Below are 23,768 nucleotides of genomic sequence, written 5' to 3'. Positions count from 1 at the left end.
ACGCCGCGCACCTGCGCCTCGCGCAGCGCGGTGTCCAGCGCCGTACTCAGGCTGCCATTGCCCGTGCCGGCCGCAACGAGGCCATCGACGCCCGCAGCCAGCAGACCCCGCACGATGCGGCCATCGGCGCCCGCGTGGTTGAGCACGATGTCGACGCGCGGCCAGCCCTGCGCCGCCCGTTCCACTCCGCCGAGACCTAACGCTTCACCCACAGGCCAGCGGCCGACCAGCCGGACCACCCCCTCTTCGACCCGCGCCACAAGCGCCCCGTCCGCCGATTCGAAGGCATCGACGCGGTAGCTGTGCGTCTTGCGCACTTGCACGGCGTCATGCACACGCCCGGCGAAGGCGACGAGCACGCCAGCCGCGCCGGGCGTGCCAGCCACCTGAACGGCATCGAAGAGGTTCTGCGGCCCGTCCGGCGCCAGCGCCGTCGCCGGCCGCATCGCCGCCGTGAACACCACGGGCTTCTCAGGCGCCAGCACGCGGTGCAGGAAATAGGCCGTCTCCTCAAGCGTGTCCGTGCCGTGGGTGACGACGACGCCCGCCACTTCCGGCCGCGCCAACTGCGCGTGGACGGCCTTGGCAAGGCGCTGCCAAGTCACGTAGTCCATGTCCTTGCTGTCCAACTGCGCCACCTGCTGTGCCTCGAGCGGCCGCCCGGCCAATGCCGGAACTGCCGCGAGCAAGTCCTCCACACGCAGTTGCGCGGCCGTGTAGCCCACGCCGTCACTGGCGCTCGCGGCGGTGCCGGCGATCGTGCCGCCGGTACCCAGAATCACAATTAACTTCGGTGGGGTTTGCAATTTGCTGGTTTCCTGGACAAAAATACAGTTGCTGGACAAATTGCCAGCACTCTCGCCATTTCAAGAAGGGCCGTCCGTGCAAGATCAACCCAAGCTTACCGCCCGCCAACAGCAGATTTTTGACCTGGTGCGCAACGCTATTGAAAGCACCGGCTCGCCCCCCACCCGCGCCGAAATCGCCGCAGAGCTGGGCTTCAAGTCCGCCAATGCCGCTGAGGAGCACCTGCAGGCGCTGGCCCGCAAGGGCGTGCTGGAACTCGTCGGCGGCACCTCTCGCGGCATTCGGCTCAAGTCCGACACACTGAACGCCGTCAACCGCGCCCGTCAATTCAGCATGCCGATCCCGGCTTTTGCGCAACTCACCCTGCCCTTGATCGGCCGCGTTGCCGCCGGCGCCCCCATCCTCGCGCAGGAGCATGTCGAGCAGACCTACACCGTCGAACCCTCGCTGTTTGCCAAGAAGCCCGATTTCCTGCTCAAGGTCAAAGGCATGAGCATGCGTGACATCGGCATCCTCGACGGCGACCTGCTCGCCGTGCAGTCCGCCAAGGAAGCCCGCAACGGCCAGATCGTCGTGGCCCGAGTCGGCGAGGAAGTCACCGTCAAGCGCTTCAAGCGCGGGCCTGACGGCATCCAGTTGCTGCCCGAGAACGCCGATTTCGAACCCATCCTCGTCAATGACGAGGAGCATTTCAGTATCGAGGGCCTGGCGGTCGGCCTGATCCGCGGACAAGGGTTCAATTGACCCCGGCTCAATTGAAATAGAAAAGGCCCGTGTCACCGACACGGGCCTTTCGTTTTAGATGGTGGAGCCGGGGGGAATTGAACCCCCGTCCGTCAGCCATCACCGGGCAGATCTACATGCTTAGCCGGCTGATTTGAATCTCACGGTCAACTCGCGCAGTGGCACGCTAGCTTTCCCGCCAGTCACTTAGTCTCACAACACACTGAGTGACCCAGCGCATTGCCAGCCGATGTGAGTGACTTCTCAGCCTAGCCCCTTGCGAGGTTCAGCCCGGCCCATCGGCCTGCCGTTGAGAAGCTCATCCGCAATTAAGCGGCGAGTGCGAACGTAGAGTCGTTTGCAGTTACTTTGTTTCCAGTGGTTTTACGAGCGAACTGGTGCTCGGCATGCCCTACTCCGGATCCGCACCCACGTCGAAACCAAGTCGGCCCCAGAGTCCCGTAGTTTAGGCCAGTCCGAGCTGCTTCAAGAGCTCACCGGTCGAGGACAGCGTCATATCGGCGCGCCATTGGCTGTGGTCGGCCTGGACGCCGAGGTAGCCCCAGGCCGCAACCGCCGTTGCCATGCCGGCGGCGCGACCCGCAATGACGTCTCGTTCGTCATCGCCAACGTAGACACAGGCCTCAGGCGCAATGCCCAAACGACGCGCCGCTTCCAGCAGCGGCGCGGGATGCGGCTTGGTGTGGCCGGTGGTATCACCGCCCACCACGACCTGCGCACCCAAGCGCAGCGCGGTGGTCAGCGGTACCGCGAAACGTTCTGCCTTGTTCGTGACGATGCCCCACGCAAGGCCTGCTGCTGACAGCCCTGCAAGTTCTGACTCGATACCGGCAAACGGGCGCGTGGTGTCGTACATCAGCGCCTCGTAGCGATCGAGGAACTCGCTCTTGAGTTCGTCATACCCTGGCTGCCCTGGTCTGATCGCGAAGGCCTGACCCAGCATGCCGCGTGCGCCCGAACCGCCATGTGGCCGGTATTGCGCAAACGGCAGCGGCGCCAGACCGCGCTCGGCGCGCATTGCGTTGGCCGCACTGGCGAGATCCCCGGCGCTGTCGATCAGCGTACCGTCAAGGTCGAACAGCACCGCGCGCAGATGCGCCCAACGCGGGGCGAGCCCCTTCACAGCGGGCGCTGGCAGGCGATGAGGTAATTGACGTCGGTGTCCTGCCCCAGGCTGTAGCGCTGGGTCAGTGGGTTGTAGGTCAGGCCTCGGCTGGACTGCAGTTCAAGCCCGGCGTCGCGGCAGAATTGCGCCAGTTCCGACGGCTTCAGAAAGCGCGCGTATTCATGAGTGCCCTTGGGCAGCATGTTCAGCACGTATTCAGCGCCGACGATGGCCAGCAAGAAGGCCTTGGCGTTGCGGTTCAGTGTCGAGAGGAAGACCCAGCCGCCGGGCTTGACCAGCGTCGCCAGCGCACGCACGACCGAAGCGGGATCGGGAACGTGCTCCAGCATCTCCATGCATGTGACGGCGTCGAAGCTGGCCGGCTGTTCGTCAGCCAGCGCCTCGACGGCAATCTCGCGGTACTCGACGCCCTCGGTGCCCGCTTCCATCGCATGCAACTCGGCGACGCGCAACGGTTTGGTCGACAGATCGATACCCAGCACCTTGGCGCCGGCGCGTGCCATCGAGTCGCTCAGGATGCCGCCGCCGCAACCCACGTCGACGACGCGCTTGCCCGCCAATGGGCACAGTTGCTGGATCCAACCCAGGCGCAGCGGGTTGATCTGGTGCAGCGGCTTGAAGTCGCTCTCTGGGTCCCACCAGCGGTGGGCGAGTTCGCCAAATTTGGCGAGCTCCTGCGGGTCGGCATTGATCGTCATGGTCTGCTGAAAATAAAAAAGCCCCGACGGCGTGCCGGCGGGGCTTTGTACAAAGCGCTCTAAAGCGCGATGCGGCGTTTCGACTTACTTGTTGCGCGTACCAACGACTTCGATTTCCGTGCGGCGATTCTTTGCACGGCCTTCGGTGGTCTTGTTGTCGGCCACAGGCTGCTTTTCGCCCTTGCCTTCGGTGTAGACGCGATTCGGCTCGACGCCCTTGCCCACCAGATAGGCCTTGACGGCTTCCGAGCGGCGGATCGACAGCTTCTGGTTGTACTCATCGCTGCCCACCGAGTCGGTATGGCCCACGGCGATGATGACTTCCAGGTTGATGCCCTTGGTCTTGCTGACCAGGTCATCCAGCTTGGCGGTGGCTTCAGGCTTCAGCGTCGACTTGTCGAAGTCGAAGAATGCATCAGCAGCGAAGGTGACCTTCTCGCTGACCGGCGCCGGAGGCGGGGGGACCGGCTTCGGCGGGACAGGCGGGGCGACCGGCGGCTGAGCAGGCGGCGCGGGGGGCGCTACCGGCTTTTCTGCAGGCTTGATTTCGCCATCACAACCCTTGGCAGCCGTGGCCGGCGTCCAGAAGTTGTCGCGCCAGCAATATTCGTTGGTGCCGTTCTTCCAAACGGTGCCGTCAGTAGCGCGCCAGTTGTCAACAGTCTGGGCCGTAGTGGCCGACGATGCCGCCGCGACGACCGCAGCCACCGCAAACAGCGACGCCACGCGATTCAGTTTCTTCATGATTCTCCTCTCAAGGAATGCCGCAGTTGCCCTGCGAGAGTTAGTACTCAAACCGCAGGAGAGTCTTTAGGGTTTCTCCTAGGGACTCAACGATTGTGCCATGTGGGCACTGGGTCGACCGCATTGTGGCGGCCTACGTTCGTGGGCGCGGTGACGCTGTTGCGCTCCTGCTACAGGGTAGCGGGCCGCATAGAATTAGCACCTTTCGCCACCCCCTGATGTTGCCCTGCCGTGAGGCCAGGCCGCGCACGCAGAAGATCGAGCCCGCATGACCCAGTTCGCCAAGGAAACCCTGCCGATCAGCCTTGAGGAGGAGATGCGCCGCTCCTACCTCGATTACGCGATGAGCGTGATCGTCGGCCGCGCCCTGCCCGATGCCCGCGACGGCCTCAAGCCGGTGCACCGTCGCGTGCTGTACGCGATGAATGAAATGGGCAACACCTACAACGCCAAGTACCGCAAAAGCGCGCAGGCAGTGGGTGAAACGATGGGTAAATACCATCCGCACGGCGACTCGGCCATTTACGACACCATCGTGCGCATGGCACAGCCATTCAGCCTGCGGCACATGCTGATCGACGGGCAAGGCAACTTCGGGTCCATCGACGGCGATAACGCCGCCGCGATGCGATACACCGAAATCCGCCTCGACAAAATCGCCCACGAAATGCTGGCGGACATCGACAAGGAAACTGTCGATTTCGGGCCGAATTACGACGGCAGTCATAAAGAACCGCTGGTCCTGCCGACCCGTTTGCCGAATCTTTTGGTGAATGGCTCGTCGGGTATCGCGGTGGGTATGGCGACGAATATTCCGCCGCACAACCTCAACGAAGTCATCGACGCCTGCCTGTTCGCGCTGAAGAGCCCGGAGTGCACGGTCGACGAGCTGATGGAGATCATCCCGGCGCCGGACTTCCCGACCGCCGGCATCATCTACGGCCTGGCCGGCGTTCGGGACGGCTACCGCACCGGCCGCGGTCGTATCGTCATGCGTGCCAAGGTGCACTTCGAGGACATCGACAAGGGCTCGCGCCAGTCGATCATCGTTGACGAGATCCCCTACCAGGTCAACAAGAAGACGCTGCTCGAGCGCATCGCCGAACTGGTGCACGAGAAGAAGATCGAAGGCATCAGCCACATACAGGACGAGTCCGACAAGTCGGGCATGCGGGTCGTCATCGAGCTCAAGCGCGGTGAAGTGCCCGAAGTGGTGCTGAACAACCTCTACAAGCAGACGCAGCTGCAGGACAGCTTCGGCATGAACATGGTGGCCCTCATTGACGGCCAGCCCAAGCTCTGCAATCTGCGCGACATGGTCATCGTGTTCCTGGAGCACCGCCGCGAGGTGGTGACCCGGCGCACCATTTTCGAGCTGCGCAAGGCGCGCGAGCGCGGCCACGTGCTGGAAGGCCTGGCGGTGGCGCTGGCCAACATCGACGAGTTCATCGAGACGATCAAGACCTCGCCGACACCGCCCGTCGCCAAGTCCGCGCTGATGGCCAAGAGCTGGGATTCGTCGCTGGTGCGCGAGATGCTCTCCCGCGCGGAAGGCCAGACGCCTGGCGGCCGCTCGGCCTTCCGCCCTGACGGTCTGGAGCCTGAGTACGGTATGCAGACCGACGGTCTGTATCGCCTGTCGGAATCGCAAGCCGGCGAGATCCTGCAGATGCGCCTGCAGCGCCTGACCGGCCTGGAGCAGGACAAGATCGTCGGCGAGTACAAGGAAGTGATGTCGGAGATCGCCGACCTGCTGGACATCCTGGCCACGCCGGCCCGTGTCACGACGATCATCAGCGACGAGCTGGTGCAGGTGAAGACCGAATTCGGCCAGACCAAGCTCGGTGCGCGCCGCAGCGTCATCGAGCACAACGCCCAGGAGCTGGGCACCGAGGACCTGATCACGCCGACCGACATGGTCGTGACGCTCTCGCACACCGGCTACATCAAGAGCCAAGCGCTGAGCGAATACCGCGCCCAGAAGCGCGGCGGCCGCGGCAAGCAGGCCACGCAGACCAAGGAAGACGACTGGGTCGACCAGCTCTTCATCGCCAACACGCACGATTGGCTGCTGTGCTTCAGCGACCGGGGCCGTGTCTACTGGCTGAAGGTCTGGGAGGTGCCGCAGGGCAGCCGCAACTCGCGTGGCAAGCCGATCGTCAACATGTTCCCGCTGCAGGCCGGCGAGAAGATCACCGTGGTGCTGGCCCTCACCGGCGAATTTCGTGTCTTCCCCGAGGACCATTTCATCTTCATGGCCACCGCCATGGGCACGGTCAAGAAGACGTCGTTGAAGGATTTCAGCAACCCGCGCAAGGCCGGCATCATTTCCGTCGACCTCGACGAAGGCGACCACCTGATCGGCGCTGCGCTGACGGACGGCCACCACGACGTGATGCTGTTCAGCGACGGCGGCAAGGCCGTGCGCTTCGACGAGGACGAAGTTCGCCCATTGGGCCGCACCGCCCGCGGCGTGCGCGGCATGATGCTCGAGCCCGATCAGCGCCTCATCGCCATGCTGGTGGCCGAGGACGAAACCCAAAGCGTGCTGACCGCCACCGAGAACGGCTACGGCAAGCGCACCAGCATCACTGAGTACACCCGCCACGGCCGCGGCACCAAGGGCATGATCGCCATCCAGCAAACCGAGCGCAACGGCCGCGTCGTGGCAGCGACGCTGGTGCGCCCGGCGGACGAGATCATGCTGATCACCGACAAGGGTGTGCTGGTTCGCACCCGCGTCAGCGAGATCCGTGAGCTGGGCCGCGCCACGCAAGGCGTCACGTTGATCGCGCTGGACGACGGCAGCAAGCTGTCGGGCCTGCAACGCATCGTCGAGAACGATGCCAATGAAGCCGATGCCGGCTCTGAACCGGGTGAAGCTGACCCGACCGGCGATATCCCTGAAGCTCCCAAGGACTGACTGATATGACTTCTCGCAAGCTGGGCCTGGCCCTCGCCATCGCCCTTGCCCTCTCTGCCGGCTCTACGCTGGCCCAACCCTCGCCGGCCAAGAAGGTGCTAATCGACAAGATCGTCGCGTTGCAGCAGCAGGGCCTGGCCGATGGCCTGGCAGCTAACATCATCCAGGGCCCGCTGTCACAGCTGACGCAGGCTGGCCGTGGCGCCCTGCAACAGATGCCGGCAGAAAAGCGCGAAGCCACGGCCAAGGCCATGGATGCCGACCTGAAGAAGTTCGTCGAGGAGAACGTGCCCTACCTGAAGGACAAGATCTCCAAGGCCGTGCCCAACACGGCTTCGGCGCTGCTGGACGAACGCTTCAGCGAGGACGAACTGAAGCAGGTCCTGGTCTGGGCAGAATCGCCGGTCAGCCAGAAATTCGGCCTCGCCAGCGTCGAGCTGCAGAAGGCGGTTGCGCAGAAGGTGATGGCCGAAGCCGGCCCGACGCTGGATGGCCGCTTCAAGAGCCTGCAGGCCAGCCTCGCCAAACAGCTCGGCATCGCGCCGCAGCCGGCCGCCGCACCCAAGCCGGCGGCCTCCGCCGCACCGAAGAAGTAAGCCCGCAGCAACCTATCCGTCGATGACCTCATCCCGTCCGTTCAATTTCGCCCCCGGCCCCGCCACGCTGCCCGAACCCGTCCTGCGTCAGGTCGCTGCGGAAATGCTGGACTGGCAGGGCAGCGGCATGAGCGTCATGGAGATGAGTCATCGCGGCAAGGAGTTCGGCGCGATCCTTGAGCGCGCCGAGACCGACCTGCGCGAGTTGCTCGCCGTGCCGGGCAACTTCCGCATCCTGTTCATGCAGGGCGGCGGCCTGGGCGAGAACGCCGTGGTGCCACTGAACCTCAGCCGCGGCGGCAAGATCGACGTCGTCGTGACGGGCTCCTGGTCGCGCAAGAGCGCGGCCGAGGGCCGCCGTTATGCCGACGTGCAAATCGCCGCCGACATCGGCAAGGGCTACGCTATTCCCGGCGACTGGGCGCTGCGCGACGACGCAGCCTACGTCCACATCTGCACCAACGAGACCATCGACGGCGTCGAGTTCCACGACCTGCCGCTGCTGACGAACGGCGTGCCGTTGGTCATCGACTGCTCGTCGCATCTGCTGTCCCGCCCCATCGACTGGAGCCGCGTCGGCCTGGCCTTCGGTGGTGCGCAGAAGAACATCGGCCCGGCCGGCATGACGCTCGTCTTCGTGCGCGATGACCTGCTCGGCCATGCGCTGGACATCTGCCCCTCGGCGTTCAACTACGAGACCGTGGCCGCCAACCATTCGATGTACAACACGCCGCCGACGTTCGCGATCTACGTCGCCGGCCTGGTGTTCCAGTGGGTCAAGGCGCTGGAGTACGCCGGCAAGCGTGGCTTGGCGGCCGTCGAGCAGCGCAACATCGACAAGGCCGCCCTGCTCTACGGCGCACTGGACGCCTCCGGTCTGTATGAGAACCGCGTCGACTCCAGCTGCCGCTCGCGCATGAATGTGCCCTTCCTGCTGCGTGACGACAAGCTCAACGAGAGCTTCCTCACCCAGGCCAAGGCCGCCGGCTTGCTGTCCCTCAAGGGCCACAAGTCGGTCGGCGGCATGCGCGCCTCCATCTACAACGCGATGCCGCTGGAAGGTGTGCAGGCGCTGGTGTCGTTCCTGAAGGATTTCGAGTCCCGCCATGGCTGAACCCGTCGCCTCCCAAGCCCTGCTGGCGCTGCGTGACCAGATCGACGGCCTGGACAAGCAGTTGCTGAAGCTGCTGAACGAGCGTGCCCATGTTGCCGAGCAGGTGGGCGCGATCAAGCGCGCCGAGGGCACGCCCTTCTTTCGCCCCGACCGCGTGGCGCAGGTCATCGAGAAGATCCGCGCCGCCAACCCCGGCCCGCTGCAAGGCGAGCATGTGGCGGCGATCTGGCGCGAGATCATGTCGGCCTGCCTGGCGCTGGAGTCGCCGCAGCGTGTCGCCGTGCTCGGCCCCATGGGCACCTTCTGCGAGCAGGCGGCCCTTGAATATTTCGGTGGCGCGGCCGACATGACTTACTGCGCCAACTTCGACGAGGTCTTCCACGCGACGGCCAGCGGCAGTGCGCAGTTCGGCGTCGTCGGCGTCGAGAACATGACCGAGGGAGTCGTCACGCGCTCGCTGGACCTGTTCCTGCACACGCCCTGCCACGTCGTCGGCGAAGTCAGCCTGTTGATCCGCCACAACCTGATGCGCAAGGAGCCGTCCATGCACGGCATCGAGGCCGTGCTGGCGCACCCGCAGGCGCTGGCGCAGTGCCAGAACTGGCTCAACAAGCACCTGCCCGATGTTGAGCGCCGAGCCGTGTCCAGCAATGCCGAAGGCGCCCGCCTGGCCGCCACCAACCCGGCCTGGGCCGCGCTGGGTGCCGAGCGAGCGTCCACACTGTTCGGCGTGCACATCGTCGCCCACGCCATCCAGGACGAGGCCTACAACCGCACCCGCTTCGCCGTCATCTGCCTGCCGCAGACGATGGCCACGCCGCCAGCCACCGGCCGGGACTGCACCAGTCTCGTCGTTTCCGTGGCCAACCGCCCGGGCGCGATGCACGACCTGCTCGTGCCGCTGAAGAAGCACGGCGTGTCCATGACGCGCCTGGAGTCCCGCCCGGCCCGCACCGGCCAGTGGGACTACTACTTCTACATCGACCTCGACGGCCACCCCACCCAGTCCCATGTGGCCGACGCACTGGCCGAGCTGCGCCAGATCTGCGCCTTCTTCAAGGTGCTGGGCGCCTACCCGGTAAAAAACTGATGTTCCAGCAGCTCGGCGTGATCGGATGCGGCTTGATGGGCGGCAGCTTCGCGCTGGCGATGAAGAAGGCCGGTCTGGTCAAGCGCGTCGTCGGTTACAGCAAATCGCCCTCGACGACCAAGCTGGCCAAGAAGCTGGGCGTCATTGACGTGGCGGCCGAGTCCGCGCTGCTCGCCGTGTCCGGCTCGGACATCGTGCTGATCGCCGTGCCCGTGTCGGCCACCGAGAGCACGCTCAAGGCCATCCGCCACTTGGTGAACCCGGGCGTCCTGTTCATGGACGTCGGCTCCACCAAGTGCGATGTCATCGAAGCCTCCCGCCGCGCACTGGGTGAACGCGCCGCAAGCTTCGTGCCCTGCCACCCCATCGCCGGCAAGGAGTCGGGCGGCGTGCAGCATGCCGAGGCCACGCTCTACGAAGGCCGCCAGGTCATCCTGACGCCCCAGCCCTTCACCAACCCGATGCTGGTGCAGCGCGCCACCGACGTCTGGTCGGCCCTCGGCGCCACCGTGCTGAAGATGCGGCCGCACAACCACGACGCCGCCTTCGCCGCCGTGAGCCATCTGCCGCACTTGCTGGCCTTCGCCTATTTCCAGGCCATCGCCGAGCAGCCCGCCGCGCGGGACTACCTCAGCCTCGCCGGCCCGGGCTTTCGCGACTTCACCCGTATTGCTGCGGGCGAGCCCGGCGTCTGGCGCGACATCTTGCTGGCCAACAAGCACGAGGTGTTGGCGCAGTCCAAGCGCTTTCGCACGATGCTGGACCAACTCGAAGCCCTGATCGAAACCGGTGACGCCGTGGCCCTGGAGGCAGCGCTGCGGCCCATCGCCGAAGGCCGCGCCGCCTGGGGCAACCCTCCTCCTCCTGCAGTCCCGCCCGGCCGCCCGGCCGGCAAGTGATGTTCAAGATTCCCTTCCTCGACCTGCCGCCGTTGCGTGGCGCTGCAGGCACCGTGCGCCTGCCCGGCTCCAAGAGCATCTCCAACCGCGTGCTGCTTCTGGCAGCGCTGAGCGAGGGCAAGACCTTCGTGCGCGACTTGCTGGCGTCCGACGACACCGCCGTCATGCTGGAGTCTCTGCGCACCTTGGGCTGCGGCATCTGGCGTGAGGGCGACGCGCTCGTCATCGACGGCCTGGGCGGCACCTTGCGCGCCAAGGACGCGAAGCTTTTCCTTGGTAATGCCGGCACCGCGATGCGCCCGCTCACCGCCGCGCTGGCGCTGCTGGCCGCGACGCAGGGCGGCAGCTTCGAGGTCTCGGGCGTCGCGCGCATGCACGAGCGGCCCATCGGCGACCTGGTCGACGCGCTGCGTGGCCTGGGCTGCGAGATCGACGACCTCGGCAACGCCGGCTACCCGCCGCTGCGCCTGCGCGGCCCTTCGTCCCTGGCACTGGACGCGCCGGTGCGCGTGCGCGGCGACGTGTCGAGCCAGTTCCTGACCGCCCTGCTGCTGGCCTTGCCCCTGGTGGCCGAGCGCGACATCCGCATCGAGGTCATCGGCGAGCTGATCTCCAAGCCCTACATCGAGATCACGCTGGCGCTGCTGGCGCGCTTCGGCATCGACGTGATGCGCGAGGGCTGGGAGGCTTTCGTCATCCCGGCCGGCAGCCGCTACCGCTCGCCTGGCGAGGTGTTCGTGGAGGGCGATGCGTCGTCGGCGTCCTATTTCGTTGCTCTGGGCGCCATCGCTGCCGCCGACGCGCCGGTGCGCATCGAAGGCGTGGGCAGCGAGTCACTCCAGGGCGATGTGCGCTTCATCGAAGCCGCGACCGCGATGGGCGCCGAAGTCACGACCGGCCCGAACTGGTTGGAAGTGCGCCGTGGCGCCTGGCCGCTCAAGGGCATCACGCTGGACTGCAACCACATCCCCGACGCAGCGATGACGCTGACCGTCATGGCGCTCTACGCCGACGGCCCGACGACGCTGACCAATATCGCCAGCTGGCGCGTCAAGGAGACCGACCGCATCGCCGCGATGGCGGCCGAGTTGCGCAAGCTTGGCGCGACGGTCGATGAAGGCCCGGACTGGATCCGCGTGCAGCCGCTGCACGACTGGAAAGCTGCGGCCATCCACACCTACGACGACCACCGCGTCGCGATGTGTTTCTCGCTGGCCGCCTTCAACGGCCTGGTTACCGACGCTGCCGTGCCGGTGCGCATCCTGGAGCCGCACTGCGTCGCCAAGACCTTCCCGGACTACTTCGAGACGCTGTTCGGCGTCGTGACGGCCAACGCTGCCGACATCCCCGTCATCACCATCGATGGTCCCACCGCCTCCGGCAAGGGCACGCTGGCCGACGAGGTCGGCAAGGCGCTCGGCTTTGCCGTGCTGGACTCCGGCGCGCTCTACCGCGTCACCGGCCTGGCAGCTCGCCGCGCCGGCCTGAACCTGGACGATGGCGCTGCGGTCGCGGCCATCGTGCCGACGCTGGCGCTGCGTTTCGGCGACGGCCAGGTCTTTCTCGGCCAGGAAGACGTCAGCGCCCGGCTGCGTGCCGAGGCGACCGGCCTGCTGGCCTCGCAGGTTGCCGTGCACCCGGCCGTGCGCCAGGCGCTGCACCAGCTGCAGCTGAGCTTTCGCCGCCTACCCGGCCTCGTCGCCGACGGCCGCGACATGGGCACGGCCATCTTCCCCAGCGCCGACCTCAAGGTCTTCCTGACCGCGAGCGCCGCTACGCGCGCCGAGCGGCGGCTTAAGCAATTGATTTCCAAAGGTATTTCCGCTAATATCAAAGGCTTACGCGAAGATTTGGAGGCGCGGGACGAACGGGACAAGAACCGCTCGGCCTCGCCACTGGAACCCGCACAGGACGCGCAGTTGCTCGACAACTCGGCGCTGACCATCGAAGCCTCGGTGGATCAGATGCTGAATTGGTGGCAGCAGCGCCGACCCTTCTGAAGCGCCTCGTTACGTACGAGGTGTTCAAAAAGGTCCAGGCTTGAGAAGCCAACGGCCCGCCGCCCTTCCCTCCGAACGTCAGTTCACTGAGGGCGGTGATGTCAACAACTTAACCCGCAGCTCGTCTGCACGCCGCGTCCGGGGCTCCCCGGCGCATCAGGATCCCATCAACATGTCCCAAACCCAAACCGCCCAAGATTCCGGCATGGAATCCTTCGCCGCCATGTTCGAGGAGTCGCTGCAGCGCTCCGACATGCGCGCTGGCGAAGTGATCTCGGCCGAAGTCGTTCGTGTCGAACACAACTTCGTCGTCGTCAACGCAGGCCTCAAGTCCGAAGCCTACGTGCCCATCGAAGAGTTCAAGAACGACCAGGGCGAACTGGAAGTCCAGGTCGGCGACTTCGTGTCGGTGGCCATCGACGCCATCGAAAACGGCTACGGCGACACCATCCTGTCACGCGACAAGGCCAAGCGCCTGGCCTCGTGGCTGAGCCTGGAAACGGCCCTGGAGTCCGGCGACTTCGTGACCGGCACCGTCTCCGGCAAGGTCAAGGGCGGCCTGACCGTCCTGGTCAACGGCATCCGCGCGTTCCTGCCCGGCTCGCTACTGGACACGCGCCCGGTGAAGGACATGAGCCCCTACGAGGGCAAGACCATGGAGTTCAAGGTCATCAAGCTCGACCGCAAGCGCAACAACGTTGTGCTGTCGCGTCGTGCCGTGGTCGAAGCCTCCATGGGTGAAGAGCGCGCCAAGCTGCTCGAAACGCTGTCCGAAGGCGCCATCGTCAACGGCGTGGTCAAGAACATCACCGAATACGGTGCGTTCGTGGACCTGGGCGGCATCGACGGCCTGCTGCACATCACCGACATGGCATGGCGCCGTGTCCGCCACCCGAGCGAAGTCGTTCAGGTCGGCCAGGAACTGACCGCCAAGGTCCTGAAGTTCGACGCCGAGAAGAACCGCGTCTCGCTGGGCATCAAGCAACTGGGCGACGACCCGTGGTTCGGCGTTGCTCGCCGCTACCCGACCGGCACGCGCCTGTTCGGCAAGGTCACGAACATCGCCGACTACGGCGCGTTCGTCGAGATCGAGCCGGGCATCGAAGGCCTGGTGCACGTCTCCGAAATGGACTGGACCAACAAGAACATCGCCCCCAGCAAGCTTGTCACGCTGGGCGACGAAGTCGAAGTCATGGTTCTGGAAATCGACGAAGACAAGCGCCGCATCAGCCTGGGCATGAAGCAGTGCAAGGCCAACCCGTGGGAAGAGTTCGCCGAGAACGTCAAGCGCGGCGACAAGGTCAAGGGCCCGGTCAAGTCGATCACCGACTTCGGCGTGTTCGTGGGCCTGGCGCAGGGCATCGACGGCCTGGTGCACCTGTCTGACCTGTCTTGGGACGAGACCGGCGAAACCGCCGTTCGCAACTTCAAGAAGGGCCAGGAAGTCGAAGCCGTCGTGCTGGCAGTCGACGTTGAGCGCGAGCGCATCTCGCTGGGCATCAAGCAACTCGACAGCGACCCGTTCACCGCCTACACCACGATCAATGACCGTGGCGCGTCGGTGACCGGCAAGGTCATCACCGTCGACCCGCGCGGCGCCGAGATCGAGCTGACTGAAGGCGTGATGGCCTATCTGCGTGCTTCGGAAATCTCCCGCGACCGCGTGGAAGATGCCCGCAACGTGGTCAAGGAAGGCGACGAAGTCACTGCCGTCATCGTCAACATCGACCGCAAGACCCGCAACATCCAGCTGTCCATCAAGGCCAAGGACAACGCCGACAACCAGGAAGCCATGACGCGCCTGAGCCAGTCGAGCGAGCGTGAAAACGCCGGCACCACCAGCCTGGGCGCCCTGCTGCGCGCCAAGCTGGATAACCAGGGCAACTAAGCTCTGATTGGCCCGCCCGGCCCCTGGCGAATCGCTGGAGGCCGGGTATGCTCCCCACAGGCTCGCCGGCCCTGCCAGCGGGCCTGTTTCAATTTCAGCTTCCAGCAAAGCTCTGCCATGACCCGCTCCGACCTCGTCGCCGTGCTCGCCGAACGATTTGGCCAACTGACCCAGCGGGACACCGAGTTCGCGGTCAAGACCATCCTCGACGCGATGAGCGACGCGCTCGCACGCGGCCACCGCATCGAGATCCGCGGCTTTGGCAGCTTCTCCATCAGCCGCCGCCCGCCCCGCGTGGGCCGCAACCCGCGCAGCGGCGAGCAGGTCATGATTCCCGAGAAGCTGGCTCCGCATTTCAAGCCCGGCAAGGCGCTGCGCGAAGCGGTGGACAAGCATCTGCCGGTGACGGATTGACTGCCTAGAATCCCGCGCGATGCGCACCCTCGTCTGGCTCCTGCGAGCCCTGCTCTTCTTCACGCTGTTCGCCTTCGCGCTGAACAACAGTCACGACGCCGTCGTGCGCTGGTTCTTCGGCCACGAGTGGCGCGCGCCGCAGGTCATCATCGTGCTGCTGGCCTTCGGCCTGGGCGCCGCTTTCGGGGTGCTGGCCATGGTGCCGGCCTGGTGGCGCCATCGCCGCGCCGCCCAGCGCATCGAGCCGCTGACGCCCCTGCCCACTCCGGCGCCCGACGTGCCCTTGTCACCCTCAGCGCCCTTCGCCGCCCACCAAGATGGAGTTTGATCCGCGCTGGCTGCTCTTCGTCCTGCCCGTCGTCTTCGTCCTGGGCTGGCTGGCCTCCAAGCTCGATTCCAAGCAGTGGAAGCTTGAACAGCGCGATTCGCCCAAGGCCTATTTCAAGGGGCTGAACCTGCTCTTGAACGAGCAGCAGGACAAGGCCATCGACGCCTTCATCGAAGCCGTTCAGAACGACCCCGACACCTCCGAGCTGCACTTCGCACTCGGCAGCCTGTTTCGCCGCCGCGGCGAGACCGAACGCGCCGTTCGCGTGCACGAGCACCTGCTGCGCCGTGGGGACCTGCCCAAGACCGACCGCGACCGTGCCCAGCACGAGCTGGCGCAGGACTTCTTCAAGGCCGGCTTGTTCGACCGCGCCGAGGCGGCCTATGCCGAACTGCGCAACACCGCCTTCGAGCGCGAGGCGCGCCTGGCGCTGCTGTCGCTGTACGAGCGCTCGCGCGACTGGTCCAAAGCCGCCGAGGTGGCAGCAGAGCTCGAAGCCGCCGGCACCGGCTCCTTCTCCGGCCGCATCGCCCACTACCTCTGCGAGCAGGCCCTCGTCGCCCAGTCGCAAGGCCATGCCGACCTCGCGCTGGAACTGCTCGGCCAGGCCCAACGCCGCGAGCCCGAAGGCGCGCGGGCCTATGTGCAGCAAGGCCAGCTGCTGCTGAAAGCGGGCCAAGCTGAAGGCGCAATGGCCGCGTTCACCAAGCTGCTGTCGGCAAACCCGCCTGCGTTCAACCTGGTCGCCGCCGATTGCGCCGCAGCCGCCCAGTCACTGGGCCAGCCCGAGCGCGCCATTGCGCTGCTGACCGAGCAATACCAACGCGCGCCCAGCATGCATCTGCTGCGCGCGCTGTCGACGCTGCAGCCTGGCCCGCAGCGTGAACGCCTGGCCACGCATCTGCGCGAGCAGCCGGCGCTTTCCGCAGCGACCGAACTGCTCAAGCTCAGCGCCGCCGCACTGCCGCCCGACGAGGCCACGCCCCTCATCCAGACCTTGGAGAAGGCCACCAAGCCACTGCTGCGCTACCGCTGCGCCGCCTGCGGTTTCGAGGCCGCCCACTACTTCTGGCAGTGCCCCGGTTGCCTGAACTGGGACAGCTACCCGCCCCGCCACGTGGAAGAGCTGTGAGAACCATCGTCTGCATGAAATGGGGCACCAAGTACGGCCCCGAGTACGTCAACCGCCTCTACGCGATGGTGCGTCGGCATCTGAGAGGTGACTTCAGCTTCGTCTGCCTGACGGACCGCAGCGAAGGCATCCGCGCCGAAGTGCGCTGCCTGCCCATCCCCGAGCTGACACTGCCTAACGGCGAACCCGAGCGGGGCTGGAAAAAGCTGACGACCTTCAGCCCGGTGCTGGTCAACGAGTACGGCCTGGCCGGCACCGCCCTCTTCCTCGATCTCGACGTCGTCATCGTCGACGACATCACCCCCTTCTTCGAGGTGCCCGGCGAGTTCCTCGTCATCCACGACTGGAAACGGCCTTGGCGCATCACCGGCAACTCATCGGTTTATCGCTGGGAGCTCGGCGCCCACCAGGACGTGCTGACCGAGTTCGTCGCCGACCAGGCCAAGGCCAAGGCTGACTACCGCAACGAGCAGGCCTTCCTGTCCGCTGTGTTGCACCGTCAGGGCAAGCTCAAGTATTGGAATGACGCCTGGTGCGCCAGCTACAAATACCACTGCATCCCGGCCTGGCCGACGAGCTACTGGCGTGACCCGTTCATCCCCGACGGCGCGCGCATCCTGATCTTTCACGGCGTCATGAACCCGCCCGACGCGCTGGCCGGCCGCAGCAACGGCAACTGGCGTCACGCCCGGCCGGCGCGCTGGATTGCGGACCACTGGCGCGAATGACGGCCGCCCAGATTGGCGTGGCCGGCCTGATGGCCCTGGCTGCGCTGCTGCTGCTGCGCGAACTCGTCACCGTGCTGCGAGCCAAGGTGCCGACGCAGACGCGCGCCGTCACCGTCGGCGAATCCGCCCCGGCCTGCAGCGCGGAGATTCCCAAGATCATCTGGACCTACTGGCAGCAGCCCCCGGCGCCCGCCTTCATCCGAGCCTGCTTCGACAACTGGCGCCGCTTCGCGCCCGACCATGAACTGCGCCTGCTGGACCGTGACAACGTCCTGCAATGGCTGCCCGCGCTGCGTGCCGATTTCGGCGCGATGCCGGCTCAGCTTCAGTCCGAATGGCTGCGCCTCCAGCTGCTGGCGCGACACGGCGGCGTATGGATGGATGCCGCCACGCTGCTGAGCCGCGACCTGGCCTGGCTGCACGACACCCGCCGCCGCCGCGGCGCGGACTATGTCGGCTTCTACCTTGACCGCTTCACGACGCGGCCCGAGTTGCCCATCGTCGACAACTGGCTGATGGCCTCGGTGCCCGACGGGCCGTTCGTGACGGCCTTGGCCGCCGCCTTCGACCGCGCTTTGGACGAAGGCGCCGAGGCGCTGCTGGCGAGCCTGCAGGCGCAAGGCCGGCATGCGCGCGTCGTGCAGGCGCTGCCGGACGACAGCCAGCGCTATCTGCTCATGCATATCGCCGCCAGTGATCTGCTGGACCGCGAGCCTCAGGCCGCGCGCCTGGTGCTGCTGCGCGCCGAGGACGGCCCGTACGCGTGGCAGGCCGGCGTGGGCTGGAGCAAACGCCGCTTTCACGCGCGCCTGGCGCTGCTGCCCTGCCCGCGCGTGTTGCCCGCCATGCTGACGCTTCGCGACGGCGATCTGGCGGTTGTCGAGCGCAACTGGCGGCGCCGTCTTGTGTCGCCGTTCAGCGCGCTGGTGCAGTTCGTCGAACGCAGGCCTGACGGCCCCTGAGGCGCCGGGCGGCCGGCGAGCGGCCAGCCCCATCGCCGATACTTGAAGCATCAGTCTGAAGGCGGGCGAAAGCCCTGCGTTGACCCATGAGCTCCCTGTTTCTAAGCAATCTCGACGAACACCTGCAGCTGATGCAGATCCTGGGCACGCTCGACGCGCAGGTGCTGTCCGCCGGCAAGCGTCTGGCCGGCGTGTTGACCTCCGGCGGCAAGCTGATGTTCTGCGGCAATGGCGGCTCGGCGGCGGACTGCCAGCATCTGGCGTCCGAACTCACCGGCCGCTTTATCAAGGACCGCCGGCCGCTGGCCGGTCTGGCCCTCACCGTCGACAGCTCGGCGCTGACCTGCATCGGCAACGACTACAGCTTCGACGACGTGTTCACGCGCCAGGTGCAAGGCCTCCGAAGTGGCCGCCGAGTTGTAGGCCGCCGGCGCCGGCTCGTTCTCCAGCCGCCTGGCGCGCTACCTTTGCTAGCAGGCCCTCGTCGCCCAGTCCCCAGGCCATGCCGATCTCACGTTGGAACTGCTCGACGATGCCCAGCTTCGCGAGCCGGAAAGCGCACGGGCCTATGTGCCGCTGGGCCTTCTGCTCAACGCATGTCAAACCGAGGCAGCGATGGCCGCCTGCACCAAGCCGCTCTCGGCCAACCCGCCCGCTTTCAACCCTGTCGCCGCCGGTTGCGCCGCAGCCGCCCAGTCGCTGGGCCAGCCCGAGCGCGCCATCGCTCTGCTGACCGAGCAATTCCAGCAAGCGCCCAGAATGCATCTACTGCACGCGCTGGCGACGCTGCAGTCTGGGCCGCAATGTGAACAGTTGTCTAGGTATGTGCGCGAGCAGCCGGCGCTTTCCGCAGCGACGGAGCTGCTCAAGCTCAACGCCGCCGCCGCCGCACCGCCGCCCGACGAGGCCGCTTCCCTCGTCCATCGTCTACACGAAGTGGGGCACCAAGTACGGCCACGAGTACGTCAACCGAATCTACGCGATGGCGCCGCGCCCTCTGAAGGCCGACTTAAATCTCGTCTGCCTGACTGATCGCAGCGAAGGCATCCGCAGCGAGCCCTGGCGCATCATCGGCAACTTGTCGGACTATCGCTGGGAGTTCAGTGCACACCTGGATGTGCTGACCGAGTTCGTAGCCGACCATGCCAAGGCCGACTACAGCAACGAGCAGGCCTTCCTGTCCGCTGTTTTGCACCGTCAGGGGAAGCTCAAATATTGGGATAACACCTGGTGCGCCGGCTACAAAGACCACTGCATCCCGGCCTGGCCGACCGGCTACTGGCGTGACCCCTTAATCGCCGACGGCGCGCGCACCCTGATCTTCCACAGCGGCATGAACTCGCCCGCCGCGCTGGCCGGTCGCAACGACTGGAACTGGCGGCATGCCCGGCCCGCGCGCTGGATTGCGGACCACTGGCGCGAATGAACCTCGTCGTCCTGGGCCTGCTGGTCATCGTCGCAGGCCTGCTGCTGCGCGAACTGGCCACCGTGCTGCGAGCCAATGTGCCTGCGCAGATGCGCGTGGTCGTTGTGGGCGAGAGCGCCCCGCTGTGCCACGAAGAAATCCCCAAGATCCTCTGGACCTACTGGCAGGCCAAGCCGCCGCCGCTCTTCATCCAGGCCTGCCTGGCCAACTGGCGCCGTTTCGCGCCCGACCACGATCTGCGCTTGCTGGACCGAGGCAACATCGCCGAGTGGCTGCCCGAACTACGTGCCGACTTCGACGCCCTGCCCGCTTACCGCCAGGCCGACTGGCTGCGCATCCAGCTGTTGGCGCGGCATGGCGGTGTGTGGATGGATGCGTCCATGCTGTTGAGCCGTGACTTGGCCTGGTTGCACGAGACGCGCCGGCGCCGTGCAGCGGACTATGTCGGTTTCTACATCGACCGCTATACGACACGACCCGAGCAGCCCATTGTTGAGAACTGGTTGATGGCGTCCGTGCCAGGCGGCCGTTTCGCCCTCGCACTGGCCGGCGCCTTCGATCGCTCGCTCGACGAAGGCGCCGAACCGCTGCTACAAAGGCTGCGCGCCGAGGGCCGGCACGCGCGGGTCGTGCAGGCGTTGACCGAGGACTTCCAGCGCTACCTGCTGATGCACGTCGCCGCCAGCGACTTGCTGGACCGCGAACCCCAGCTCGCACGCTTGGCGCTGCTGCGCGCCGAGGATGGCCCCTTCGCTTGGCTAGCCGCCGTGGGCTGGCGCAAGCGCCACCTCTACGCGCGACTCGCGCTGGTGCCCTGCCCGCGCATGCTGCCGGCAGTGCTGAAGCTGCGCGGCGGTGACCGCGAGGTCGTCGAGCGCAACTGGCGGCGTGGCCTGGTGTCGCCGTTCAGCGCCCTGCGGCATCTGCTCGACCGCGAGCCATGAGCTCGACACCCTGGCTCAGCCTGCTGTTCCCGCTGTACCGGGTCGAGCCCTGGCTGAAGGCCTGCATCGAGTCGTTGATAACGCAGATCGACGACGGCGTTGAACTCATCTTCGTCGACGATGCCTCGCCGGACGGCTCGGCGGCGCTGGTGGAAGCGCTGCTGCCCCGGGCACGGCTGATCCACCAACCCGAGAACTGCGGCGTCAGTGCGGCGCGCAATCGCCTGCTGGACGAAGCGCGCGGCGACTACCTGTGGTTCATTGATCCCGATGACCTCGTCGAAGCCGGCGCCATCCCGCGCCTGAAGGCCTTGCTGGCCGAACACCGCCCCGACCTGCTGAGCTGCGATTTCCGCGTCTTCGACGACGGCCCGTCGACCGAGTCCGTCAAACCACGCCACCGCCACGTCGCCAGCTTCGACGGTTCAAACGGCGTGTTGATGGATGACGTGAACCAGCGCCTTCGCGGCTTCTTCGCGCACGGCCAGTTCCACCCCTGGAGCAAGATCGTGCGCCGTGCCTGCTGGCCCGCTTCTCTCCGCTTCCCCGAAGGCCGAGTCTTCGAGGACATGGCCGTCTACCCGCACCTGTTGCTGCACACGCCACGACATCTGCACGTCGCCGAGATCTGGATCGCCTACCGCCAGCGGGGCGGCAGCCTGCTCAGCCAACTGGATGTGAAACGTCTGGACGACTGGACCTGGGCTCTCGATGGCCTGGCGGCGCAGCTGCCACCGCTGAGTGACGACACGCGCTTCGAGATGGCGCACTTCTGCGCGCGCACGCTGCTGCGTGCCAAACGGCGGCGGCTGCAGTTGGGGGGTGACGCATTGGCCGGTTTGCGGACGGACGTCGAGCGCTTCGATCGCAGCTCGCCGCTGTCCAGGCGCGAGCTGCTGGCGGCCTACTTCAAACGCGGGCGTTGGTTGCGAGGTCTGCAGTGGTGGCGCAGCGCGTGATCAACGCCTCGTAGCGCTCACGCATCAGCGCGAGGCCATGCTCGGCCAAGGCCCGCTCGCGAGCCGCGGCTCCCAGGCGAGCAGCCAGCGCTGGATCACGCAGCAAACGGGCAATGGCGTCTGCCAAGGCCTGTACATCACCCTCCGGCACGAGCAGGCCCGAGACACCGTGCTCGATAACGCCGCGCACTCCGATGACATCGGACGCCACACAGGCGCATCCCGCCGCCATGGCTTCGACCAACGCAAGCGGCATGCCCTCGTAGTGCGTGGACAGCACATAGAGGGCCTGCCAGCCCAGCAGGCCGGGCATGTCGCCGTGATGACCCAGGAAGGCGATCTGCTCACCCAGGCCCAAGCTTGCCACCCTGGATCGCATGCGGCTCAGCAGCGGCCCGGTCCCGGCGAGCTGCAGCCGCGGCTTCAGCCCTTGTGAGGCCAGTCGGGCCACGGCCTCGATCAGCGTTGCATGGTCTTTCTGCCGCGCGAAGCGGGCCGACATGACAATACCCGCCTCGCGCTCGCCACCCGGCGCCGGAAAGCGCGCGAGATCGACGCCATTGGGAATGGCCACGGTCTTGTCCGCCGGCAGGCCCTGCGCCAACAGGCTCTCGCGCACGCCTTCACTGACTCCGACCAGCGCCGCCGAGTGCCGCGCCAGCCGGCGCGACAGCCACCGGCTCAACGGCGAATAGCGCTCGCGCGAGTTGTGCTCGACCTGGATCAACACCGGGATGCCGGCGTCCAGGCCGGCTTGTCGACCGATCAAGTGCTCCGGGAAACCGTGCGCCAGCAGCGCCACGGGATGCAGCTCGCGCAACAGTCCGGCAAGCTCGCCAACGGTCATCCGGTGCCACCAGTGGTTGGACACCAGATGAACCGTGAGGCCCTGGGCTCGTAGCGCCTCGACCCGCGCCATCGGCGTATGCGGTTTGCTCCTCAGCACCAGCACGGGCTCGAACGGGCCGCCGTGGAGCGCAGCAACGCAAAGATCGACGGCAACCTGCGTCGCGCCCGAGAAGCCGCCAGTCACGAAATGCACGACGCGCGGGCGGTCAGCGATGGAGGTGTCGTTCGGCATCGGCGCGCAGTGTAGGAGGGAGAATCGCCCCCCATGTCGATTGACGCCAACGCCAGCACCCCAGCCAGCCCCGCCCGCCGCCTGAGCCAATACAGCTACCCGCACCGCTGGGGCGCGCTGCTGACAGTGCTGGCCTACATCGGCGCGGCGGCCACCGAGCCGATGATCCCCAAGCTCATCGGCTATGCCTTCGGCGAAGGCTTCACCAAGAGCGCCTTCCCGCTGTGGATGGTGCCCGTCGTGTTGATCAGCCTCTACCTGTGCCGTGGACTGTTCGACTTTGCCGGCCAGTACCTCTTCAACTGGACGCTGACACGCAGCGTGCTGGACTTCCGCACTGCGCTGGTGGAGGCGCTGCTGAAGCTCGACGCCCAGGTCTACCCCGCATGCAGCCGGGCGCCGCCGTCACCAAGGTCGTCAACGACCCGCAGCAGATCCTTCAAATCACCGGTGACGTCGGCATGGCGCTGCTGCGGGACAGCCAGCCGGTCGGCCAGTTCGACGAAGCGATCCTCGCCCCACTGCTTGTAGGGCTCCGAAGCGCCGATCGCCAGCGCATGCAGCGGCCGCTGCAGCTCGCCCAGGGCGCTGCTGCATGCGCGCCAGCACATCAGGGCGCACGCTCAGGCGCGGCACGATGGGGGCGCTGCAAAACCACTGCGCGATGGCAAAGTTCGTCGCGTCCTTGTAGCCGGGCACTGCGGGGCCGCGGTAGAGCTGAATCCAGGGCGACGTCGTCAGCAGCCGGCGCTGCAGCCAGGTGTCGCCGAAGCCGAGGATGGTGCGGATGCCGGCACGCCAGCGGGCGACGTTGGCACGACCCGGGTGATCCGAGAACAGCACCATGCGGTCGAAGTGCTTTGGCGCGAGTTCGGCGCCAAAACGCAGCACGGCTGTGGCGGCCCTTGCGTCGTTCGCTGCGGCGCGGACGCCGGTCAAAGTCGATGACCTCGCGCACCCAGGGCTCGTGGCCGATCAGCTCGCGCGCCATGGCCCGTGGGCGCCGCGATCACGCTGACCTGCCCGTCACGGCCTTGCTCGGCCACGCAGCGGAAATACTAAGAGGTTATCCGTAAATAGTAAACTCTCGTCCCGAACCGCCATTCACGCGGTGGTTGGGTTAAGGCATGGCGACACGCAAGAGAGTTGAGTCGTGGGTGGTGAC

At 66.4% G+C, this 23,768-nt stretch carries 23 protein-coding genes, 1 other RNA gene and 1 pseudogene; 19 read left to right on the top strand and 6 right to left on the bottom strand.

The window, feature by feature from the left end; translation table 11 throughout:
• On the bottom strand, window positions 1-782 hold a 782-nt coding region (locus ABIS05_RS25595), incomplete at its 3' end, for an asparaginase (protein ID WP_348010587.1).
• Window positions 783-882: 100 nt separating this feature from the next.
• Here ABIS05_RS25595 and lexA point away from each other — a divergent pair.
• Window positions 883-1,551 carry a transcriptional repressor LexA gene (gene lexA / locus ABIS05_RS25590; RefSeq protein ID WP_348010589.1) on the top strand — a complete coding sequence of 223 codons (669 nt, stop codon included), beginning with the start codon at window positions 883-885 and terminating at the stop codon, window positions 1,549-1,551.
• A gap of 59 nt (window positions 1,552-1,610) precedes the next feature.
• Here the strand turns inward: lexA and ssrA are convergent.
• The 4 genes from ssrA to ompA all read right to left on the bottom strand — a co-directional run bounded on the left by ssrA (window position 1,611) and on the right by ompA (window position 4,119).
• Window positions 1,611-1,983, bottom strand: a transfer-messenger RNA (tmRNA) gene (ssrA, locus tag ABIS05_RS25585).
• 13 nt (window positions 1,984-1,996) lie between these two features.
• Window positions 1,997-2,674 (bottom strand): phosphoglycolate phosphatase, encoded by a 678-nt coding sequence (gph, locus tag ABIS05_RS25580; RefSeq protein ID WP_348010586.1) that lies wholly within the window; start codon window positions 2,672-2,674, stop codon window positions 1,997-1,999.
• Complete coding sequence (ubiG, locus tag ABIS05_RS25575; protein WP_348010585.1) at window positions 2,671-3,375, bottom strand: bifunctional 2-polyprenyl-6-hydroxyphenol methylase/3-demethylubiquinol 3-O-methyltransferase UbiG; 705 nt, start codon at window positions 3,373-3,375, stop codon at window positions 2,671-2,673. The genes gph and ubiG overlap by 4 nt, the downstream gene beginning before the upstream one ends.
• A gap of 84 nt (window positions 3,376-3,459) precedes the next feature.
• Window positions 3,460-4,119, bottom strand: a complete 660-nt coding sequence (gene ompA / locus ABIS05_RS25570) for an outer membrane protein OmpA (protein WP_348010588.1) — start codon at window positions 4,117-4,119, stop codon at window positions 3,460-3,462.
• A 268-nt stretch (window positions 4,120-4,387) separates the two neighbouring features.
• Here ompA and gyrA point away from each other — a divergent pair, with 268 nt between their 5' ends.
• The 17 genes and pseudogenes from gyrA (at window position 4,388) to ABIS05_RS25485 (ending at window position 21,522) form a co-directional block, all read left to right on the top strand.
• Window positions 4,388-7,042, top strand: coding sequence for a DNA gyrase subunit A (gene gyrA / locus ABIS05_RS25565; RefSeq protein WP_348010584.1), 2,655 nt, complete (start codon window positions 4,388-4,390; stop codon window positions 7,040-7,042).
• Window positions 7,043-7,047: 5 nt separating this feature from the next.
• On the top strand, window positions 7,048-7,638 hold the full coding sequence (locus ABIS05_RS25560) for a DUF2059 domain-containing protein (protein ID WP_348010583.1): 591 nt from the start codon (window positions 7,048-7,050) through the stop codon (window positions 7,636-7,638).
• Between the two features lie 22 nt (window positions 7,639-7,660).
• Entirely contained in the window at window positions 7,661-8,752 is a 1,092-nt protein-coding gene (gene serC / locus ABIS05_RS25555) for a 3-phosphoserine/phosphohydroxythreonine transaminase (RefSeq protein WP_348010582.1), read from the top strand.
• Entirely contained in the window at window positions 8,745-9,842 is a 1,098-nt protein-coding gene (pheA, locus tag ABIS05_RS25550) for a prephenate dehydratase (protein WP_348010581.1), read from the top strand. Before serC ends, pheA begins: the two co-directional genes overlap by 8 nt.
• Complete coding sequence (locus ABIS05_RS25545; protein ID WP_348010580.1) at window positions 9,842-10,741, top strand: prephenate dehydrogenase/arogenate dehydrogenase family protein; 900 nt, start codon at window positions 9,842-9,844, stop codon at window positions 10,739-10,741. The genes pheA and ABIS05_RS25545 overlap by 1 nt, the downstream gene beginning before the upstream one ends.
• Window positions 10,741-12,741: a bifunctional 3-phosphoshikimate 1-carboxyvinyltransferase/cytidylate kinase gene (locus tag ABIS05_RS25540; protein WP_348010579.1), complete on the top strand. Its 2,001-nt coding sequence runs from the start codon at window positions 10,741-10,743 to the stop codon at window positions 12,739-12,741. The genes ABIS05_RS25545 and ABIS05_RS25540 overlap by 1 nt, the downstream gene beginning before the upstream one ends.
• Before the next feature lie 172 nt (window positions 12,742-12,913).
• Complete coding sequence (gene rpsA / locus ABIS05_RS25535; protein WP_348010578.1) at window positions 12,914-14,629, top strand: 30S ribosomal protein S1; 1,716 nt, start codon at window positions 12,914-12,916, stop codon at window positions 14,627-14,629.
• A 117-nt stretch (window positions 14,630-14,746) separates the two neighbouring features.
• Entirely contained in the window at window positions 14,747-15,043 is a 297-nt protein-coding gene (locus tag ABIS05_RS25530; RefSeq protein ID WP_348010577.1) for an integration host factor subunit beta, read from the top strand.
• A 19-nt stretch (window positions 15,044-15,062) separates the two neighbouring features.
• Window positions 15,063-15,371, top strand: a complete 309-nt coding sequence (locus ABIS05_RS25525) for a LapA family protein (RefSeq protein WP_348010576.1) — start codon at window positions 15,063-15,065, stop codon at window positions 15,369-15,371.
• Window positions 15,361-16,503: a lipopolysaccharide assembly protein LapB gene (gene lapB, locus ABIS05_RS25520; protein ID WP_348010575.1), complete on the top strand. Its 1,143-nt coding sequence runs from the start codon at window positions 15,361-15,363 to the stop codon at window positions 16,501-16,503. Before ABIS05_RS25525 ends, lapB begins: the two co-directional genes overlap by 11 nt.
• Before the next feature lie 14 nt (window positions 16,504-16,517).
• Complete coding sequence (locus ABIS05_RS25515; protein ID WP_348010574.1) at window positions 16,518-17,231, top strand: glycosyltransferase; 714 nt, start codon at window positions 16,518-16,520, stop codon at window positions 17,229-17,231.
• Entirely contained in the window at window positions 17,228-18,193 is a 966-nt protein-coding gene (locus ABIS05_RS25510) for a capsular polysaccharide synthesis protein (protein ID WP_348010573.1), read from the top strand. Before ABIS05_RS25515 ends, ABIS05_RS25510 begins: the two co-directional genes overlap by 4 nt.
• Window positions 18,194-18,279: 86 nt before the next feature.
• Window positions 18,280-18,594: pseudogene (locus ABIS05_RS25505) on the top strand (SIS domain-containing protein); the annotation flags it as partial.
• 115 nt (window positions 18,595-18,709) lie between these two features.
• Window positions 18,710-19,225, top strand: a complete 516-nt coding sequence (locus ABIS05_RS25500; protein WP_348010590.1) for a hypothetical protein — start codon at window positions 18,710-18,712, stop codon at window positions 19,223-19,225.
• Entirely contained in the window at window positions 19,176-19,619 is a 444-nt protein-coding gene (locus tag ABIS05_RS25495; protein WP_348010572.1) for a hypothetical protein, read from the top strand. The genes ABIS05_RS25500 and ABIS05_RS25495 overlap by 50 nt, the downstream gene beginning before the upstream one ends.
• Entirely contained in the window at window positions 19,616-20,563 is a 948-nt protein-coding gene (locus ABIS05_RS25490; protein ID WP_348010571.1) for a capsular polysaccharide synthesis protein, read from the top strand. Before ABIS05_RS25495 ends, ABIS05_RS25490 begins: the two co-directional genes overlap by 4 nt.
• Window positions 20,560-21,522 (top strand): glycosyltransferase family 2 protein, encoded by a 963-nt coding sequence (locus ABIS05_RS25485; RefSeq protein WP_348010570.1) that lies wholly within the window; start codon window positions 20,560-20,562, stop codon window positions 21,520-21,522. The genes ABIS05_RS25490 and ABIS05_RS25485 overlap by 4 nt, the downstream gene beginning before the upstream one ends.
• Here the strand turns inward: ABIS05_RS25485 and ABIS05_RS25480 are convergent.
• Window positions 21,473-22,603, bottom strand: coding sequence for a glycosyltransferase (locus ABIS05_RS25480; RefSeq protein WP_348010569.1), 1,131 nt, complete (start codon window positions 22,601-22,603; stop codon window positions 21,473-21,475). The two genes, ABIS05_RS25485 and ABIS05_RS25480, sit on opposite strands and share 50 nt — an antisense overlap.
• 33 nt (window positions 22,604-22,636) lie before the next feature.
• On the opposite strand from ABIS05_RS25480, the gene ABIS05_RS25475 reads away from it, so the two are divergent.
• Window positions 22,637-23,134, top strand: a complete 498-nt coding sequence (locus tag ABIS05_RS25475) for a hypothetical protein (RefSeq protein WP_348010568.1) — start codon at window positions 22,637-22,639, stop codon at window positions 23,132-23,134.
• Window positions 23,135-23,768 lie beyond the last annotated feature (634 nt).

The sequence above is a fragment of the Roseateles sp. genome, from assembly GCF_039929605.1.
In the GTDB taxonomy this organism is placed as follows: domain Bacteria; phylum Pseudomonadota; class Gammaproteobacteria; order Burkholderiales; family Burkholderiaceae_C; genus Pelomonas.
Note: the sequence above shows the minus strand (reverse complement) of the source record. Positions and strands in the feature narration are given on the sequence as shown.

Coding starts and splice junctions, on each gene's coding strand:
- ubiG (WP_348010585.1), bottom strand. CDS start 3,375: ATGACGATCAATGCCGACCCGCAGGAGCTCGCCAAATTTGGCGAACTC.
- ompA (WP_348010588.1), bottom strand. CDS start 4,119: ATGAAGAAACTGAATCGCGTGGCGTCGCTGTTTGCGGTGGCTGCGGTC.
- gyrA (WP_348010584.1), top strand. CDS start 4,388: ATGACCCAGTTCGCCAAGGAAACCCTGCCGATCAGCCTTGAGGAGGAG.
- ABIS05_RS25560 (WP_348010583.1), top strand. CDS start 7,048: ATGACTTCTCGCAAGCTGGGCCTGGCCCTCGCCATCGCCCTTGCCCTC.
- serC (WP_348010582.1), top strand. CDS start 7,661: ATGACCTCATCCCGTCCGTTCAATTTCGCCCCCGGCCCCGCCACGCTG.
- pheA (WP_348010581.1), top strand. CDS start 8,745: ATGGCTGAACCCGTCGCCTCCCAAGCCCTGCTGGCGCTGCGTGACCAG.
- ABIS05_RS25545 (WP_348010580.1), top strand. CDS start 9,842: ATGTTCCAGCAGCTCGGCGTGATCGGATGCGGCTTGATGGGCGGCAGC.
- ABIS05_RS25540 (WP_348010579.1), top strand. CDS start 10,741: ATGTTCAAGATTCCCTTCCTCGACCTGCCGCCGTTGCGTGGCGCTGCA.
- rpsA (WP_348010578.1), top strand. CDS start 12,914: ATGTCCCAAACCCAAACCGCCCAAGATTCCGGCATGGAATCCTTCGCC.
- ABIS05_RS25530 (WP_348010577.1), top strand. CDS start 14,747: ATGACCCGCTCCGACCTCGTCGCCGTGCTCGCCGAACGATTTGGCCAA.
- ABIS05_RS25525 (WP_348010576.1), top strand. CDS start 15,063: ATGCGCACCCTCGTCTGGCTCCTGCGAGCCCTGCTCTTCTTCACGCTG.
- lapB (WP_348010575.1), top strand. CDS start 15,361: ATGGAGTTTGATCCGCGCTGGCTGCTCTTCGTCCTGCCCGTCGTCTTC.
- ABIS05_RS25515 (WP_348010574.1), top strand. CDS start 16,518: ATGAAATGGGGCACCAAGTACGGCCCCGAGTACGTCAACCGCCTCTAC.
- ABIS05_RS25510 (WP_348010573.1), top strand. CDS start 17,228: ATGACGGCCGCCCAGATTGGCGTGGCCGGCCTGATGGCCCTGGCTGCG.
- ABIS05_RS25495 (WP_348010572.1), top strand. CDS start 19,176: ATGGCGCCGCGCCCTCTGAAGGCCGACTTAAATCTCGTCTGCCTGACT.
- ABIS05_RS25490 (WP_348010571.1), top strand. CDS start 19,616: ATGAACCTCGTCGTCCTGGGCCTGCTGGTCATCGTCGCAGGCCTGCTG.
- ABIS05_RS25485 (WP_348010570.1), top strand. CDS start 20,560: ATGAGCTCGACACCCTGGCTCAGCCTGCTGTTCCCGCTGTACCGGGTC.
- ABIS05_RS25480 (WP_348010569.1), bottom strand. CDS start 22,603: ATGCCGAACGACACCTCCATCGCTGACCGCCCGCGCGTCGTGCATTTC.
- ABIS05_RS25475 (WP_348010568.1), top strand. CDS start 22,637: ATGTCGATTGACGCCAACGCCAGCACCCCAGCCAGCCCCGCCCGCCGC.